This is a genomic window from Pseudomonas fluorescens, from assembly GCF_004683905.1.
Lineage (GTDB): Bacteria > Pseudomonadota > Gammaproteobacteria > Pseudomonadales > Pseudomonadaceae > Aquipseudomonas > Aquipseudomonas putida_A.
The window spans coordinates 2,962,801-2,978,253 of the sequence record NZ_CP038438.1; the positions used below are offsets into that span (position 1 = coordinate 2,962,801).

The 15,453-nt window shown below is 61.1% G+C and carries 16 protein-coding genes; 9 read left to right on the forward strand and 7 right to left on the reverse strand.

What is annotated here, in order from left to right:
* Nucleotides 1–225 precede the first annotated feature (225 nt).
* Entirely contained in the window at nt 226–1,266 is a 1,041-nt protein-coding gene (locus E4T63_RS13470) for an Ldh family oxidoreductase (RefSeq protein WP_098963945.1), read from the forward strand.
* A gap of 142 nt (nt 1,267–1,408) precedes the next feature.
* Here the strand turns inward: E4T63_RS13470 and E4T63_RS13475 are convergent, their stop codons facing one another.
* The gene (locus tag E4T63_RS13475) at nt 1,409–1,726 is read right to left on the reverse strand and encodes a DUF883 family protein (protein ID WP_007961870.1); all 318 of its coding nucleotides are present in this window, start codon (nt 1,724–1,726) and stop codon (nt 1,409–1,411) included.
* A 153-nt stretch (nt 1,727–1,879) separates the two neighbouring features.
* On the opposite strand from E4T63_RS13475, the gene E4T63_RS13480 reads away from it, so the two are divergent.
* The gene (locus E4T63_RS13480) at nt 1,880–2,134 is read left to right on the forward strand and encodes a hypothetical protein (RefSeq protein WP_003224595.1); all 255 of its coding nucleotides are present in this window, start codon (nt 1,880–1,882) and stop codon (nt 2,132–2,134) included.
* Nucleotides 2,135–2,142: 8 nt separating this feature from the next.
* On the opposite strand, the gene E4T63_RS13485 is transcribed toward E4T63_RS13480, so the two are convergent.
* Nucleotides 2,143–3,057, reverse strand: a complete 915-nt coding sequence (locus E4T63_RS13485) for a LysR substrate-binding domain-containing protein (protein ID WP_135295730.1) — start codon at nt 3,055–3,057, stop codon at nt 2,143–2,145.
* Nucleotides 3,058–3,141: 84 nt separating this feature from the next.
* Between E4T63_RS13485 and E4T63_RS13490 the strand changes: the two genes are divergently transcribed.
* Nucleotides 3,142–4,065 (forward strand): carbon-nitrogen hydrolase family protein, encoded by a 924-nt coding sequence (locus E4T63_RS13490; protein ID WP_135295731.1) that lies wholly within the window; start codon nt 3,142–3,144, stop codon nt 4,063–4,065.
* Nucleotides 4,066–4,198: 133 nt separating this feature from the next.
* Here E4T63_RS13490 and E4T63_RS13500 read toward each other — a convergent pair whose 3' ends face one another.
* The 3 genes from E4T63_RS13500 to E4T63_RS13510 all read right to left on the reverse strand — a co-directional run bounded on the left by E4T63_RS13500 (nt 4,199) and on the right by E4T63_RS13510 (nt 7,362).
* Nucleotides 4,199–4,672, reverse strand: a complete 474-nt coding sequence (locus E4T63_RS13500; RefSeq protein WP_086791096.1) for an LEA type 2 family protein — start codon at nt 4,670–4,672, stop codon at nt 4,199–4,201.
* A gap of 65 nt (nt 4,673–4,737) precedes the next feature.
* Nucleotides 4,738–6,204 carry a nucleobase:cation symporter-2 family protein gene (locus E4T63_RS13505; protein ID WP_135295732.1) on the reverse strand — a complete coding sequence of 489 codons (1,467 nt, stop codon included), beginning with the start codon at nt 6,202–6,204 and terminating at the stop codon, nt 4,738–4,740.
* A 264-nt stretch (nt 6,205–6,468) separates the two neighbouring features.
* Entirely contained in the window at nt 6,469–7,362 is an 894-nt protein-coding gene (locus E4T63_RS13510) for a LysR family transcriptional regulator (protein ID WP_135295733.1), read from the reverse strand.
* A gap of 99 nt (nt 7,363–7,461) precedes the next feature.
* On the opposite strand from E4T63_RS13510, the gene E4T63_RS13515 reads away from it, so the two are divergent.
* The 5 genes from E4T63_RS13515 to E4T63_RS13535 all read left to right on the forward strand — a co-directional run bounded on the left by E4T63_RS13515 (nt 7,462) and on the right by E4T63_RS13535 (nt 12,521).
* Nucleotides 7,462–8,553, forward strand: a complete 1,092-nt coding sequence (locus E4T63_RS13515) for a polyamine ABC transporter substrate-binding protein (protein ID WP_135295734.1) — start codon at nt 7,462–7,464, stop codon at nt 8,551–8,553.
* Nucleotides 8,554–8,569: 16 nt separating this feature from the next.
* A complete protein-coding gene (speB, locus tag E4T63_RS13520) occupies nt 8,570–9,529 on the forward strand; it encodes an agmatinase (protein ID WP_135295735.1) in 960 nt (319 codons plus the stop codon).
* Between the two features lie 668 nt (nt 9,530–10,197).
* Entirely contained in the window at nt 10,198–11,316 is a 1,119-nt protein-coding gene (zapE, locus tag E4T63_RS13525) for a cell division protein ZapE (protein WP_135295736.1), read from the forward strand.
* 17 nt (nt 11,317–11,333) lie between these two features.
* The gene (locus tag E4T63_RS13530) at nt 11,334–11,915 is read left to right on the forward strand and encodes a DinB family protein (RefSeq protein ID WP_098963951.1); all 582 of its coding nucleotides are present in this window, start codon (nt 11,334–11,336) and stop codon (nt 11,913–11,915) included.
* A gap of 108 nt (nt 11,916–12,023) precedes the next feature.
* Nucleotides 12,024–12,521 (forward strand): GNAT family N-acetyltransferase, encoded by a 498-nt coding sequence (locus E4T63_RS13535; RefSeq protein WP_098968408.1) that lies wholly within the window; start codon nt 12,024–12,026, stop codon nt 12,519–12,521.
* Nucleotides 12,522–12,605: 84 nt separating this feature from the next.
* Here E4T63_RS13535 and E4T63_RS13540 read toward each other — a convergent pair whose 3' ends face one another.
* Both E4T63_RS13540 and E4T63_RS13545 read right to left on the reverse strand, forming a co-directional pair.
* Complete coding sequence (locus tag E4T63_RS13540; RefSeq protein ID WP_097089648.1) at nt 12,606–12,815, reverse strand: hypothetical protein; 210 nt, start codon at nt 12,813–12,815, stop codon at nt 12,606–12,608.
* A 205-nt stretch (nt 12,816–13,020) separates the two neighbouring features.
* Nucleotides 13,021–15,267, reverse strand: a complete 2,247-nt coding sequence (locus E4T63_RS13545; protein WP_135295737.1) for a TonB-dependent siderophore receptor — start codon at nt 15,265–15,267, stop codon at nt 13,021–13,023.
* Between E4T63_RS13545 and E4T63_RS28530 the strand changes: the two genes are divergently transcribed.
* The gene (locus E4T63_RS28530; RefSeq protein WP_167797076.1) at nt 15,254–15,424 is read left to right on the forward strand and encodes a hypothetical protein; all 171 of its coding nucleotides are present in this window, start codon (nt 15,254–15,256) and stop codon (nt 15,422–15,424) included. The genes E4T63_RS13545 and E4T63_RS28530 overlap by 14 nt on opposite strands.
* Nucleotides 15,425–15,453 lie beyond the last annotated feature (29 nt).

Sequence of the window (15,453 nt, forward strand, 5' to 3'; positions counted from 1 at the left end):
CTCGTTCAGGGCACCGTCCGGTGCACCGGTAAATTGAGACACGAGACTAAAGACCGGATCGATAACAGAGGTGGTACATAGTTACCGCACCAGCGGCAGCGCAATGTGCTAGCCGCGACAAGCCGGCACCACAACGGTTGACAGCACCCGTACCGGGCGTGGTTAATCGCTGGGCAAGCTGTTCGTACGCTGTTGTTCCCTCCAATAATTAGTCTGGAGCTTCAGATGTCTGCGCCACACGATTCCGTGTCTTCCCCCGTTGCGTCCACACTCTCGCTCGAAGCGCTGACGCAATTGCTTGAAAAAATTTTCCTGCGCCACGGTACGTCGGCGTCCGTCGCCCGCACTCTGGCTGCCAACTGCGCCGGTGCCGAACGCGACGGTGCGCACAGTCATGGCGTGTTCCGTATCCCCGGATATGTTTCGACCCTAAATAGCGGTTGGGTCAATGGACAGGCTGTGCCGCAAGTCGAGGACGTAGCCTCGGGTTTCGTGCGAGTCGATGCCGGCAACGGTTTCGCCCAGCCAGCGCTGGCCGCTGCTCGTTCGTTGCTGGTGGAGAAGGCGCGTAACGCAGGAATTGCGGTGTTGGCAATTCGCAACTCGCATCATTTTGCGGCGCTGTGGCCGGACGTCGAGCCGTTTGCCGAAGACGGGCTGGTGGCGCTCAGCGTGGTCAACAGCATGACCTGCGTGGTGCCGCATGGCGCTGATCGGCCGCTGTTCGGCACCAACCCGATTGCCTTTGCCGCGCCGCGGGCCGGTGGTGCGCCGATTGTCTTCGATTTGGCGACCAGCGCCATCGCTCACGGTGATGTGCAGATCGCGGCGCGCAAGGGCGAACGTCTGCCCGCCGGAATGGGCGTGGATGGTCTCGGTCAGGCGACGCAGGATCCGAAGGCCATTCTTGAGGGCGGCGCACTGTTGCCGTTTGGCGGGCATAAGGGGTCGGCGCTGTCGATGATGGTCGAGCTGCTGGCGGCGGCGTTGACCGGGGGCAATTTCTCCTTCGAGTTCGACTGGTCGAACCATCCCGGGGCCAAAACTCCGTGGACCGGACAACTGCTGATCGTCATCGACCCGAGCAAGTCCGCCGGGCAGAGCTTTGCCGAGCGCAGCGAAGAGCTGGTGCGGCAGATGCATGGGGTGGGGTTGAAGCGCTTGCCGGGTGATCGTCGGCATTTGCAGCGCGCGCGGTCGCTGGCCGAGGGGATTGTGCTGGATGAGCAGACGCTGGCGCAGTTGCGCGAATTGGCCGGGGAATAACTGTTAGAACGTAAATGTGGCGAGGGAGCTTGCTCCCGCCGGATTGCGAAGCGATCCCCTTTTATCTGCTTGAGAATAGGGGACTGCTGCGCAGTCCAGCGGGAGCAAGCTCCCTCGCCACAGGTTTTTTGTCAGACGTCGATCAACGACGACCGAGCAGCAAACCCACCACCAGACCGAAACCGGCGGAAATCGCTACGGTCTGCCATGGATGGCCGCCAATGTAGCTCTCGGTGGCCTCGACCGCCGGTTTGGTGCGCTCACGCACGCTCGAAACAGAATCCAGCGCCTGTTGCAGTTTCAGGGCGATTTGTCCGCGCAGGGTCTCGGCTTCTTCGCCCACCAGTGAGGCGCTGCTCTTGAGCAGTTTGTCGGACTCTTCGATCAAAGCCTGAAGTTCGCTGAAGGCTTGATCCTTGATTTGGTCTTCGACGGCTTGCACGCGGGATTTGCGGGCCATTGGGTGACTCCTTGCAGATGGATGAACAGTGATCAATGGAGTGTGGCGCTGACTGAAAAGTTGCACTGATTTTAGGTGCGAAAGAAAAACCTGCGCGGGAGATTTCCCTTGAGCGTGTAAGATGTCGCCATTTTACGCAGCAGGTATTTCCCCATGAGTTTCAATCTGGCCGACAAATCCCTCGCCGAGCGCGCAGCGCTGGAAGACGAGAAATCCCGTCTGTTCGAACTCTGGCAGAACAATCTGGGCAAAGCCAAAGGCGAAGCCGCGCGGTTGTTTGGCGAACGCTCCAAGCGCAAGGGCAAATGGGCCGAGTGGGTGCGCGCCGAGCTGGATGGCATGTCCCCGCCGGAATTCGCCAACATGGTGCGCAGTGAGGTCAATCGACTGATGGCAGCCAACAAGTAACACCCGCCTCAGTCCGCATTGAAACATCCGACAATCGCCTCACGCACCTTGATCACCACCGGATCGATCTGCGTGCTGGTGCGCCAGCCCAGTTCGATCGGGTAACGCGGCAACGCCAGCGGGCAGGGCAGCAGCGCCAGCCCGCTGAGCTCGGCAATGGCCTGAGCGGCATGGCGGGGGATGGTTGCCACCGCGCCGCTGCCCTTGAGCAGATGCGGCAGCGCCGCAAAGTGCGTGGTCGAGGCGCAGACCCGCCGGCTCAGGCCCAGCGCCGCGAGGCCTTCATCGGTGATGCCGATAAAGCCGCCCGAGGACACCAGAATGTGCTCGCGGGCGACGAACTCCGGCAAATCGATGTTCTGCTGGCCGGGCGCCAGACTGCCCGGATCGACCAGACACGCATAATCCCCTTCACCCAGCACCTGACGACTGAGCAGACGCTCGGCGAACCCACCGGCGGTGATCGCCAGGTCGATGCTGCGCTCCATCAGGGCACGGGCGACGATCTGGCTGTGGGTCTGGCGGAAGATCAGGCGTAATTTCGGCGCACGGCGGGCAATATCTTCGATCAGGCGCCGGCCAAAAGCGATTTCGAAATCATCCGACAGGCCCACGGTGACTGATCGGCCGTCATAGTGGTGGGCCGCCGGATCGACCATCGCCAGGCTCTGCCGGCATTTGTTCAGTGCCTCGCTGACCACCGGCTTCAGTTGATTGGCCTTGAGTGTCGGCGCCAATCCGCGCCCGGTGCGTACGAACAATTGATCGCCATATACCTCACGCAATCGACGCAATGCTGCGCTGACCGCCGATTGCGTCACGCCCAGACGCAGCGCCGCACGGCTGGCGCTGGACTCCTCATGCAAGGCTTCGAAGACTTTCAGCAGGTTGAGATCGACGGTTGCGATATTCATTTGGCTCATATCATTCAGCAGTGAATCGGTGTTTATTCATGATCCCGCGCCGCCGCAGAATCGGCAACACTTGAACCCGATGGAGTGACCGCAATGCCCAAATCAATCGTCGCCGCCCTGCAGATCGGCGCCTTGCCCGGTGGCAAGGGTGAAACCCTGGAACAGATCCTCAGCTGGGAAGCCGCGATCAGCGAGTCCGGCGCGGCACTGGTGGTGATGCCTGAAGCGTTGCTCGGGGGCTATCCGAAAGGTGAGGGCTTCGGCACGCAGTTGGGCTATCGCTTGCCCGAGGGGCGTGAGGCCTACGCCCGCTACTTCGCCAACGCCATTGATGTGCCGGGGGCAGAAACCGAGGCACTGGCCGGTTTGTCGGCGCGCACCGGGGCCAATCTGGTGATCGGCGTGATCGAGCGTGCCGGCAGCACGTTGTATTGCACGGCGCTGTATTTCGATCCGCAGGCAGGGCTGGTGGCCAAGCATCGCAAACTGATGCCGACCGGCACCGAACGGCTGATCTGGGGCAAGGGTGATGGCTCGACGCTGCCGGTGCTCGACACACAGGTCGGCAAACTTGGTGCGGTGGTGTGCTGGGAAAACATGATGCCGCTGCTGCGCACGGCGATGTACGCCAAAGGCATTGAAGTCTGGTGCGCGCCGACCGTGGACGAGCGCGAGATGTGGCAGGTCAGCATGCGTCACATCGCCCACGAGGGCCGTTGCTTTGTGGTCAGCGCCTGTCAGGTACAGGCCTCGCCGAACGAGCTGGGCGTGGAGATTGCCAACTGGCCGGCGGATCGGCCGCTGATTGCCGGGGGCAGTGTGATTGTCGGGCCGATGGGCGATGTGCTGGCCGGGCCGCTACGTGGCGAGGCCGGGTTGCTGACGGCTGAGATCGATACTGATGAGCTGGTGCGGGCGCGGTACGACTATGACGTGGTCGGCCACTATGCGCGGCCGGATGTGTTTGAGCTGAGTGTCGATGAGCGGGCCAAACCCGGCGTACGCTTCACCGCGTAACTTCCGCGCCGACACAAAACCTGTAGGAGTGAGCCTGCTCGCGATGGCGTCAGATCAGCCAACACCTTTATTGACTGACATGACGCTATCGCGAGCAGGCTCACTCCTACAGGAGACTTGTGTGTTTAGTGGGTTACCACGTCGCAGCAGTGGCCTTCGGCAAACTCAGCTTGCCACTGTCGACAAATCGCATGGTGCCGAACACGCCGCCCGCGAGTTTGCCGCGCAGCACGTAGGGCAGGTTGTCGAGGGTTTGTGTCTGGCTCAGGCCGAGGGTCTGGCGCAGTACCGAGAACGCGGAAACGCTGACCGGCACGCTGACCACGGTTTCCGAGAAGCGCGGGATCGAGCCGGTCTGATCGCTGACGCCCGAGGCCAGTGGACGGCCATTGACCTCCAGATCCAGGGCGATGCCGTTGTAATCGATGGCCGTCTCATTGGGGTTCTGCACCCGCAACTTGATCGCGAAACGCACTTCCAGATCCTGGCTCGGCAACGGTTCGAGGCCGACCACGTTGATGTTCACCGGATCGCGGTTGGGAAACAGCGCGCAGGCGCTCAGGGACAACAGCAGCAGGGACAGGATGACGGCGTGGACGCGGCGCATAAACAGTCTCTCAACGAAAAAGGGCTGAACCGTTGTCGGCTCAGCCCTTTTTTCATGGCGCAGCGTCAGCGGTTCAACTGTGCGACCGCCGCTGCAGAAGCAGGTTCAGCTTTGGCCGGCAGATCGGGGTTTTCCATGACCTGCAGAATCGACGCTTCCGGATCGAAATCGTCTTCTTCCAGCTCAATGAATTCTTCCGGCAGGAAGATATTCAGCACGATAGCGCACAACGCACCGACGGTGATCGGCGATTCGAAGATGTTACGCAGCGCTTGCGGCAACTCGCGCAGCACTTCCGGCACGGCGGCGATGCCCAGGCCCATGCCCACGGAGATCGCCACGATCAGCATGTTGCGCCGATGCAGGCCGGCCTCGGCGAGGATTTTGATCCCGGCCACGGCCACGGTGCCGAACATCACCAGTTCAGCGCCGCCGAGCACCGGTTTAGGCATCAGTTGCAGCACCGCGCCGATCATCGGGAACAGCCCCAGCAGCACCAGCAGGCCGGCGATGAAGAACGCCACGTAGCGGCTGGCCACGCCAGTCAACTGGATCACGCCGTTATTCTGCGCGAACGTGACCATCGGCATGCTGTTGAACACCGCTGCCATCGCCGAGTTGAGGCCATCGGCGAGCAGACCGGATTTGATTCGGCGGATGTACAGCGGACCCTTGACCGGTTGCCGCGAGATCATCGAGTTGGCGGTCAGGTCACCGGCCGCTTCCAGCGGCGAAACCAGGAAGATCACCGCCACCGGCACGAACGCCACCCAGTCGAAATTGAAGCCGTACTTGAACGGCACCGGCACGCTGACCAGCGGCACTTCGGGCATCGAGGCGAAATCCACCGTGCCCATCAGCCAGGCGACCATGTAGCCGAGAGTCAGGCCGATGACAATCGCGCCTAGGCGCAGAAACGGCACGTCGACGCGGTTCAGCACAACGATAGTGCCGATCACCAGCGCGGCCAGAAACACATGGCTGGCGGCGCCCAGATCGGGTGCGCCGAAGCCGCCGGCAATGTCGGTCATCGCCACTTTGATCAGCGACAGGCCCATCAAGGTGATGATGGTGCCGGTGACCACCGGGGTGATCAGCATCCGCAGTTTGCCGATGAACTGGCTCAGCACCACTTCGATGAACGCGGCGAAAAAGCACACGCCAAAAATCGTCGAGAGAATTTCATCGGTGCCGCCGCCCCGGGCCTTGACCATGAATCCGGCGCTGAGAATCACGCTGATAAAGGAAAAACTGGTGCCTTGCAGGCACAGCAGACCGGAACCAACCGGGCCGAAACGCTTGGCTTGAACGAACGTGCCGAGGCCTGAAACGAACAGCGCCATGCTGATCAGGTACGGAATTTCACTTTGCAGACCGAGGGCGCCGCCCATGATCAGGGTCGGGGTGATAATGCCGACGAAGCTCGCCAACACGTGTTGCAGCGCAGCGAAGACGGTGGCGGTGAGGTGCGGACGGTCGTTGAGGCCGTAGAGCAGATCGTTGTTGCGCGGGACTTTTTCAGAGGCGGTCATGGTGTTTTGCGCGCCGTGAGGCGGGGCCGGGTCAGAAAATGGAGGCGCAGGATGCCGGAAGAGGACGGCGAGGGCAACGAGCAAAAATTGCCTGAAAGGTCAAGAAATACGGGGTTTGAACTGGTTGCTGTTTCTGTGGTGAGGAGATTTATCCCCGATGGACTGCGTAGCAGGCCCAGCTCCTGAATACCAAAGAGCCGGGCCGCTTCGCGCCCATCGGGGATAAATTCCCTCGCTACAGGGTTATTTGCTGGCAGAAATTTTTCAGGTGAAGGCTGCGAGCAAATCCTCCTCAAACGCCTTCTGCGCATCACCTGGCACCTGCGCGCGATGCCGGGCCAGATGAAACGCCACTTCGAAACTCAATTCCCCAGGCCGCAGCGCGCGCAGCAAGCCCTTGTCCTCCCAGACGCGCGCGTAGTGATCGGGCAGATAATCGACATGCTTGCCGGAAAGAATAAAAGCAAGGGTGCCCTCGACCTGCTCCGAACGCGCGGAAAAGCGCTTGTCCGGGAACGGCTCGCCCGTGCGCATGAACCGATACGGATGATCCACCCGGTCGCAGGCCCGCAACGCCGCGTCATCCGGCTCATCCACGCGGAACAGCGGATGCCCCTGCGCGCAATACAAATGCTGGGTTTCCCGGAACAGTTCGCGGTAATCGAACGCGCTCTGCACTTGAGAGAAATAACCAATGGCCAGATCCAGTCGCTGTTGCAGCAGCAGGCGCTCCATCTCGCCGGGCATCGCGCTGATCAACTCGATGCGCACCGACTCATCGCGCTCGCGAAAGCGCCGGATCGCGTCCGCCACCCGCAGCAGCACCGACTGATCAACTGCCTCGGACAGGCCCAGCCGCACCTCACCGATCAGCCGTCCAGCGACGCCGTTGGACTGATGCCGGAAAGTCTCGATGGACTGGAACAGTGCACGAATCGCGATCAGCAGTTGCTCACCCTTGGGCGTGACGTTGAAACCGCTTTTGCCGCGGCTGCACAGGCGATAACCGAGGCGGGTCTCAAGCTTGGCCATTTGCTGACTGATGCTCGACTGACTCAGGCCCAATTCACCTTGCGCCGCGCTGAAGCCGCCACATTCCACGACCCGCACAAACAGGCGCAGCAACTGCAAATCGACGTCGTGAAGCTGACCGAGCATTGCATTACTCCGGGATAAAGTCAGGTTAACAAACTTGATATTTCTGCAATGTATCCGACGGCGCATCCTGCCACCACTTCCTCCGGTCAGGTGTTCGTCATGGCTCCCGTGTTCAAGCTGTGTTTTCCCGCGCTGTTGTTGTCCGTAGTCATCCAGGCACAGGCCGAGGACAAGACCCTCAATCTTTACAGCTGGGCCGATTACGTGCCGGCGCAGACGCTGCAGCGTTTCGAGCAGGAGACTGGCATTCATGTGCGCTACGACACCTTCGATACGTCCGAGGTGCTGGAAACCAAACTGCTGACCGGCGGCAGCGGTTATGACGTGGTGGTGCCGTCGTCCAGCGTACTGGCCCGTGGCTTGGCAGCAGGCGCGCTGAAGGAAATCCCGCATGAAGGCCTCAAGGGTTACGCCAATCTTGATCCCGATCTGCTGGAAAAACTCGCCGCCGTCGATCCCGGCAATCGCTACGCTGTGCCCTACACGTGGGGCACGCTCGGGCTGGGGTTGAACGTCGAGGCGGTGAAAAAGCGCTTGCCGGACGTGCCGCTGAACAGCCTCGATCTGCTGTTCAAACCCGAGTACGCCAGCAAGCTCAAGGACTGCGGGATTGCCGTGCTCGACTCGCCGCAGGAAGTCATCGGTCTGGCGCTGCACTACCTCGGCAAGGATCCCTACAGCACCGACAAGCATGATCTGGCCGCCGCCGAAACCTTGTTGCAGAAACTCCAGCCGTCGGTGTTGTACGTCGCCACCGGCCGGCAGATCAACGATCTGGCCAATGGCAGTGTCTGTCTGGCGCTGACCTACAACGGCGACGTGAGCATGGCTGCCGATCAGGCGCACAAGGCCAACAAACCCTATGAAGTCGCGTACCGGATTCCGCACGAAGGTACGTTGATCTGGCAGGACAATCTGGCCATTCCCAAGGACGCGCCGAACCCGCAGGCGGCGCGCGCTTTCATTGAGTTCATGCTGCGCCCCGAATCGGTTGCCGAACTGACCAACACGCTGTTTTTTGCCACCGCCAATCAGGCCGCGACGCCGCTGGTGGATGAGGCAGTCCGTAACGATCCGGACATTTACCCGCCCGCCGAAATACGCGAGCGCTTGTACGCCGACCGCAGCATGAGCCTCAAGGACATGCGTCAGCGCACGCGTCTGTGGACCACTTTCCGTAGCCATCAATAATAAAAGGAGCACACCGATGGACGTGCCGATGCTCAACGACCAAGCTATGACCCGCGACAGCCTGTACGGCACGAGTGCGGAAAGCACCTACGCCGGGATCACCAGTTTCATGCGTCGCCGCTACAGCCGTGATTTGCGCGGCGTCGACGTGGCAGTCAGCGGGGTGCCGTTCGACACCGCCACCAGCAACCGTCCGGGCGCACGCTTCGGGCCACGGGGGATTCGCGCCGCGTCCACCGGGATTGCCTGGGAACGGCATTGGCCGTGGGCATTCGATCCGTTCGATCATCTGGCAGTGATCGACTACGGCGATTGCGACTTTGATTACGGCTCGCCGCACACCATCCCGGAAAGCATCGAGGCTCACGCCGAACGCGTTCTTCTAGCTGGCAGCGCCATGCTGACGTTTGGCGGCGACCACTTCATCACCTATCCGCTGCTCAAGGCCCATGCGCGCAAACATGGTGCGCTGTCGCTGATCCACTTCGATGCGCACAGCGACACCTGGCCGGACGAGGGCGGCAAGCGCGTCGATCACGGCACCATGTTCTGGCATGCGGCCAAGGAAGGGCTGGTGGATCCGTCGCGTTCGGTGCAGATCGGTTTGCGCACCACCAATGACGATCACCAGGGTTTTGCGGTGCTCGATGCCCGACAAGTGCATCGACGTGGCTGCGAGGCGATTGTCGAGGCGATTCGCGCACGGGTCGGCGATCACCCGGTGTACCTGACGTTTGATATCGATTGCCTGGATCCGGCCTTTGCCCCGGGCACCGGCACTCCGGTGTGTGGCGGGTTGAGCACGCTGCAGGCGCTGGAAATCCTCGGCGGTTTGCGCGGGATCAATCTGGTGGGCATGGACGTGGTGGAAGTGGCGCCGGCCTATGACCATGCGGACGTGACGTCGCTGGCAGCGGCCACTCTGGCAATGGAAATGCTCTGCCTCTACGCCGCCCGACACAAAGTCGACCGCTGACACCCCACAAAGCCCATGTGGGAGTGGGCTTGCTCACGAATGCGGTGTGTCATTCAACGGTGATGTTGGCTGCCCCGGCCCCTTCGCGAGCAAGCCCGCTCCCACAGGAGGTTGTATTCCAGGCAGTTGCTGCACGCTGTTTTGAGGTCGCGAGATATACAGTCGATCTTCGACTCCCCACAGAACCCATGTGGGAGTGGGCTTGCTCACGCAAGCGGTGTGTCATTCAACGATGATGTTGGCTGCCCCGACGCCTTCGCGAGCAAGCCCGCTCCCACAGGAGGTTGTATTCTAGGCAGTTGCTGCACGCTGTTTTGAGGTCGCGAGATATACAGTCGATCTTTGCCCCCCACAAAACCCATGTGGGAGTGGGCTTGCTCACGAATGCGGTGTGTCATTCAACGGTGATGTTGGCTGCCCCGACGCCTTCGCGAGCAAGCCCGCTCCCACAGGGGGTTGTATTCCAGGCAGTTCCTGCACGCTGTTTTGAGGTCGCGAGATATACAGTCGATCTTCGACTCCCCACAGAACCCATGTGGGAGTGGGCTTGCTCACGAATGCGGTGTGTCATTCAACGGTGATGTTGGCTGCCCCGGCGCCTTCGCGAGCAAGCCCGCTCCCACAAAAGGGCACCTGTTTTTCAGGGACATCGTGGCATACTGCCGCGCATGACTTTCGACTCTCCTTTAAGCGCCTGGCAACACGCCATCGAGCACAAGGGTTTCATCCAGGATGAAGCCCAGGAGCATGCGGTCTGGGCCTTGCAAAAATGCCATGAAGCCTTGCATGCCGGTGCCCGTTCGGTCACCGGCGTGTACTTGTGGGGCCCGGTCGGGCGCGGCAAGACCTGGTTGATGGATCAGTTCTATCAGACTTTGCGGGTGCCGGCCCGACGGCAGCACTTTCATCACTTCATGGGCTGGGTGCACCAGCGCTCGTTCCAGTTGACCGGCATCGCCGACCCGCTGCGAGCGCTGGCCAAGGAGCTGGCGGCGGAAGTGCGGGTGCTGTGTTTCGACGAGCTGTTCGTCAACGACATCGGCGATGCGATCATTCTCGGGCGGCTGTTTCAGGTGATGTTCGACGAAGGCGTGGTGGTGGTCTGCACCTCCAACCTGCCGCCGGATGAGCTGTACGCCGACGGCTTCAACCGTGATCGTTTTGTCCCGGCGATTGCCGCGATCAAGGCGCATATGCAAGTGGTGGCGGTGAACGGTGCCGAGGATCATCGCCTGCATCCGGGCGCGGGTCAGCAGCGCTATTTTGTCGCTGCGCCGGGACAGGGCAGTGCTCTGGAGCAGGTCTTCCAGTCACTCAACGCCGGGCAGCCCGCCAGCGTCGAGCCGGTGCCCGTCGGCCATCGTGTGCTGAACGTGGTGCAAGCCAGTGCGACGGTGCTCTGGTGCCGCTATGCCGATCTCTGCGAGCAACCATTTGCCGCGATGGATTTCATCGCACTGTGCGACAACTATCGGTCTATTCTGTTGAGCGACGTGCCGAACCTCAGCGCGCAGAAACGAGAAGGGCGCATCGCTCGCGGCACCGAGGACGGCTCGGCGCAGGTGGTGGCCGGTGACCGTGAGTTGCCGCAACTGTCGGTGCACGACGACGGCGTGCGTCGCTTCATTGCCTTGGTCGACGAGTGTTACGACCGTAAGGTGCCGCTGTACATCGAGGCCCAGGTACCGATGGAGGCGCTGTACACCGAGGGTTATCTGGAATTCCCGTTCCGGCGCACCCTCAGCCGGTTGCAGGAGATGCAGTTGCAGCGTTTTGCCGAATCCTGAGCGAAGAGGGCGCGAGTATGAGCCAACCGCTGTCGCATCATTTACTGACCATGGCCTACCAGAACGCGTGGGCCAATCATCGCCTCGGCAAAGCCTGGAATCAGCTCGACGCCACTGAGCTGGCGGCGCCGCGAACGAGCTTCTTTCCGAGTATCCGCCTCACCCTCAATCACATACTGACGTGCGACTGGTTCTACGTCGATGCACTGGAACGCGAGTTGCGCGGTGACGAACCGCATCCTGATTGCTATGTGTTTTTCAACCATGACGAGCCGTTTACCGAGGCCGCAGCGCTGCGTGAAGAGCAGGCGCACGTCGATCGTCGACTGATCGCTTATTGCGAACAACTGCGCGATGCCGATCTGGGGCGGATCGTCACCATCGCCCGGGAAACGCCGCAGCATGACAGTCGCTTGCGTATGCTGTCGCACCTGTTCGAGCACCAGATTCATCATCGTGGGCAGGTGCACGCGATGCTCAGCGCGACCACGGTGAAACCGCCGCAACTGGATGAGTTCTTCTGCGCCGGCGAGAGCGGGTTGCGTGCTCAGGATTTTGCCGAGTTGGGCTGGACCGAAGAGCTGATCTGGGGGCGCTGAAGCCTGGAAATCAAAAGATCCGGTTGTGGCCCGCAACATCCTCGCGGTAAGGTCGAACAGCCTTTCAGGTGCGCACTTTGCACGCCGGGGCCATGATCGGGGATGGAAATGGATTCCGCAGAAATTCTTGTGCTGCAAGCCAGTTACACCAATCCACTGCACGCCGAAGCCATCGGCATCGTGCTCAATCATTACGCAGAAGATCCCATGGGCGGCGGCCATTCGCTTGACCCGGAACTGTTGCGTCGCGTGCCGGAAGAACTTGCGCGCAGGCCTCATGCGTTCAGTGTGCTGGCGTTCGTCGGTGGCGAGCCGGCAGGGCTGGTGAACTGCTTTGAAGGTTTCTCGACGTTTGCCTGCAAGCCGCTGGTCAATGTCCATGACGTGGCGGTCGTGAGCAAATTTCGCGGCCTCGGCTTGAGTCAGAAAATGCTGCGCAAGGTCGAGGAAATCTGCCGTCAGCGCGGTTGCTGCAAGATTACCCTGGAAGTGCTCGAAGGCAACGAGGTGGCACAGAACTCCTACCGCAAATTCGGCTTCGCCCCCGGCATGTTCGACCCGGAACATGGCCGTATGCTGTTCTGGATCAAGGATCTGCAGGCATAAAAAAAGGCGCCCCGGACAGGGCGCCCAACTGTCGTCTCCGAGGCCAGAGCGGAGCCATCGGAGGTCCATCGGTTGCTCGGTGAATCAGTCGCGATAAGACTCGGTGACTTGCGCGGTCTGATCGTTCGGAACCTTCAGTTCCGCTGCTTTGCTATCGGTCGGCTGTTCGCTTGGCGCGTGGTGGACCGGGAAGTTGTCGTAGTAATGCCGCATGCGTTCGGCGCCGCCCTCGGCAAAGGCGCTGGCGGAACCGAGGGCGAGTAGCCCGGCAAGAATGGCGGTGGTGGTTTTCATGGTGCCTCCTACTGAAAAACGTGGGAGCCGTTCGTCCATGAAGCAGATCTCGGGGCACAGTGTCCCGGCGGGGAATTAACTCGGGGTTAACAGCGGTGGCGAGGGGATTTGGTGACGCATTGCGCGTCACCGAGAGAGTGGGGCCGCTTCGCGACCCATCGGGGATGAATCCCCTCACCACAGGGGTTTTGTTTGCGTTGATTGGTCAGAGCTTCCAGTCCAGGCTCAAGGTCACCGTGCGCGGATCGCCCCAGTACACGCCGTTGTAGAAGCCGACGTTGTCGTAATACTTCTTGTCGAACAGGTTATCGACGTTCAGCGACGCCGACAGATGCCTGTCGAACTCATAGCGCGACATCAGCTTGACCACGGTGTAGGCCTCCTGGTTGATCCGCGCCGGTTCGGTGATGATCCGGCCGTTGGCGCCGCGCCCGACCGGGCGGTTGGCCGCGCCATAGACGTCGCTCTGCCAGTTCACCGCGCCACCCACGGTCAATGCGTGCCAGTTGCCCGGCAGACGATAGGCCGTGGACAGCCGCAGCATGTTCAGTGGTTGAGCGGTGTTGCTGCGCTGTTTTTCGCCGTCGACGGAATGGGTGTAGGTGTAGCCGGCGGTCATGTTCCAGCCGCTGAGAATTTCCCCGGACACTTCGGCCTCGAAGCCATTGACCTTGTTACCCTTGCCGCCGGACTTGAAAAACTCCTCGCCGCTCACCGGGTCCGGGGGTACCGAGTTGTCACGCTCGGCGACGTTGTCCTGTTTGCTCCAGAACACTGCCGTCGCCAGGTTCAGGCGTTCGTCGAACAGGCTGCCTTTGAGCCCGACTTCGTAGTTGCTGCCGATCACCGGGTCGAGGTAATTGCGGTTGCTGTCGCGCTTACTCTGCGGTTTGAAAATGTCGGTGTAGCTGGCGTAAACCGTGTACTCCGGAGTCAGGTCGTAAAGCAGGCCGGCGTAGGGTGTCCAGATATCATTCTGGCGTTGATGGGTGGCATCGGTGCTGGTCAGTTTTTGCTGCGCGTCATAGTAGTAATCGGTGCTGGATTCGTCCCAGCTGCCATAGCGGCTGCCGAGTACTGCATGCAGCTCATCAGTCAGGCTCAGACGGGTCGCGAGGTAACCGGCCTTTTGCCGAGTGATGCCTCGCGCGCCCCGCAGGCTGGTGACAGTGTCGGCGAATTTGCCGATGTCACCCATGTATTTCCAGTCGCGGATCTTGCCGTAGTCGGCGGCTTGGGGACTGTTGAAGGCGTAGGGCGAAGTCGAGCGGTTTTCCGCCTCGCCGTAGCCGAACATCATCTCGTGTTCGCGGCCGAACAGCTGGTACGGCCCCGACAGGTTGAAGTCGTACACGCTCATTTTCTGCGTGCCGAGCATGTGCCCCATGTAGGCCGTCATGCCGCTGCGGTCGGCCTCGGGAAAACCGGAGCCGCCGTAATAGACCTTGCCGTCGGTATCACTTTCGCGGTGGGTGTAGGCGGCCTTCAGCTTCCAGCCATCACCCAATTGCTGGTCCAGGGTAACGAACGCGGTCTTGTCCTTCAGCGGCCAGGAACTCCAGGATGTCGCCATGTTCGTCGACCGGCCGAGCCCCGCCTTGCTGCCGTCGGCGTTCCAGTACGGCACGGTGCCCCAGGACGTGCCTTGCACCTGCTTGTCCTGATAGTCGTAACCGACGGCAAGCACCGTGGAGTCGGTCAGATCAGCTTCGAGAATGCCGTAGCCGACCTCGCGCTGCAGCGCGTATTTGTCGCGGAACGACTGGCTGTCGCGATAGGCCAGCACCGTACGCCCGCGCAGCCGACCATCGAAGGCCAGCGGCCCGCCGACATCGACATAGCTGTAGTAGTTGTCGTAGCTGCCGCCACTGACCCCGGCCAGTGCCTGCCACTGGGCAGTCGGGCGCTTGCGCACCATGTTGATCGTCGCTGAAGGATCACCCGCGCCGGTGGTCAGGCCGGTGGCGCCGCGTACGACTTCGATGCGATCGTAGATGATGGTGTCCGAGTCTGACTTCATGCGCCCGAAGGTGTTGAGCATTCCGTCGATCTGGAAATTGTTGATCGGGTAACCCCGCGCCGAATAGCTGACCCGATCCGAGTCGTTGTGTTGCACGACGATGCCGGTGGTCTGGCGCATGGCTTCGGACAAGGTACCGAGTTTGAAATCATCCATCTGCTGGCGCGTGACCACGGACACCGATTGCGGGGTTTCCTTGATCGACAGGTTCAGCCGCGTCGCGGTGCTCATCGCGCCAGTGGTGTAGGAATCAGTGTTTTCAGTGTTAACGCCGAGGCCTTCGGCGCTGACGCTGGTGGCGTCCAGTTCCAGCGCCTGGGCGGCGGATTGTGGCGCTGTTTCAGGATCGGTTTCAGCCAGCAGATCGGGACTCAACGCCATGCTGAACAAGCCGACAGTCAGGGTCATGGAACGGGTAATGGGCGCGAACATCGCAGCCGACTCCTTGTCTTCGAGGGAAAAAATCCATTGGTTCAAAGACGAGACGCAGCACGACGATTTAGTAACAAACAAGAAATATTATTATTTGGAGGTATTTCCCGACTTCGCCGAGACGGGCGAAAAGCTGCTCACGGCGCTTGCCCAATAGACGGCGGCGGGTATGCTGTTGGCCTGCCG

Coding starts and splice junctions, on each gene's coding strand:
- speB (WP_135295735.1), top strand. CDS start 8,570: ATGGACGTGCCGATGCTCAACGACCAAGCTATGACCCGCGACAGCCTG.
- E4T63_RS13540 (WP_097089648.1), bottom strand. CDS start 12,815: ATGAAAACCACCACCGCCATTCTTGCCGGGCTACTCGCCCTCGGTTCC.
- E4T63_RS13530 (WP_098963951.1), top strand. CDS start 11,334: ATGAGCCAACCGCTGTCGCATCATTTACTGACCATGGCCTACCAGAAC.
- E4T63_RS13500 (WP_086791096.1), bottom strand. CDS start 4,672: ATGCGCCGCGTCCACGCCGTCATCCTGTCCCTGCTGCTGTTGTCCCTG.
- E4T63_RS13470 (WP_098963945.1), top strand. CDS start 226: ATGTCTGCGCCACACGATTCCGTGTCTTCCCCCGTTGCGTCCACACTC.
- E4T63_RS13545 (WP_135295737.1), bottom strand. CDS start 15,267: ATGTTCGCGCCCATTACCCGTTCCATGACCCTGACTGTCGGCTTGTTC.
- E4T63_RS13515 (WP_135295734.1), top strand. CDS start 7,462: ATGGCTCCCGTGTTCAAGCTGTGTTTTCCCGCGCTGTTGTTGTCCGTA.
- E4T63_RS13490 (WP_135295731.1), top strand. CDS start 3,142: ATGCCCAAATCAATCGTCGCCGCCCTGCAGATCGGCGCCTTGCCCGGT.
- E4T63_RS13475 (WP_007961870.1), bottom strand. CDS start 1,726: ATGGCCCGCAAATCCCGCGTGCAAGCCGTCGAAGACCAAATCAAGGAT.
- E4T63_RS13505 (WP_135295732.1), bottom strand. CDS start 6,204: ATGACCGCCTCTGAAAAAGTCCCGCGCAACAACGATCTGCTCTACGGC.
- E4T63_RS28530 (WP_167797076.1), top strand. CDS start 15,254: ATGGGCGCGAACATCGCAGCCGACTCCTTGTCTTCGAGGGAAAAAATC.
- E4T63_RS13535 (WP_098968408.1), top strand. CDS start 12,024: ATGGATTCCGCAGAAATTCTTGTGCTGCAAGCCAGTTACACCAATCCA.
- E4T63_RS13510 (WP_135295733.1), bottom strand. CDS start 7,362: ATGCTCGGTCAGCTTCACGACGTCGATTTGCAGTTGCTGCGCCTGTTT.
- zapE (WP_135295736.1), top strand. CDS start 10,198: ATGACTTTCGACTCTCCTTTAAGCGCCTGGCAACACGCCATCGAGCAC.
- E4T63_RS13485 (WP_135295730.1), bottom strand. CDS start 3,057: ATGAGCCAAATGAATATCGCAACCGTCGATCTCAACCTGCTGAAAGTC.
- E4T63_RS13480 (WP_003224595.1), top strand. CDS start 1,880: ATGAGTTTCAATCTGGCCGACAAATCCCTCGCCGAGCGCGCAGCGCTG.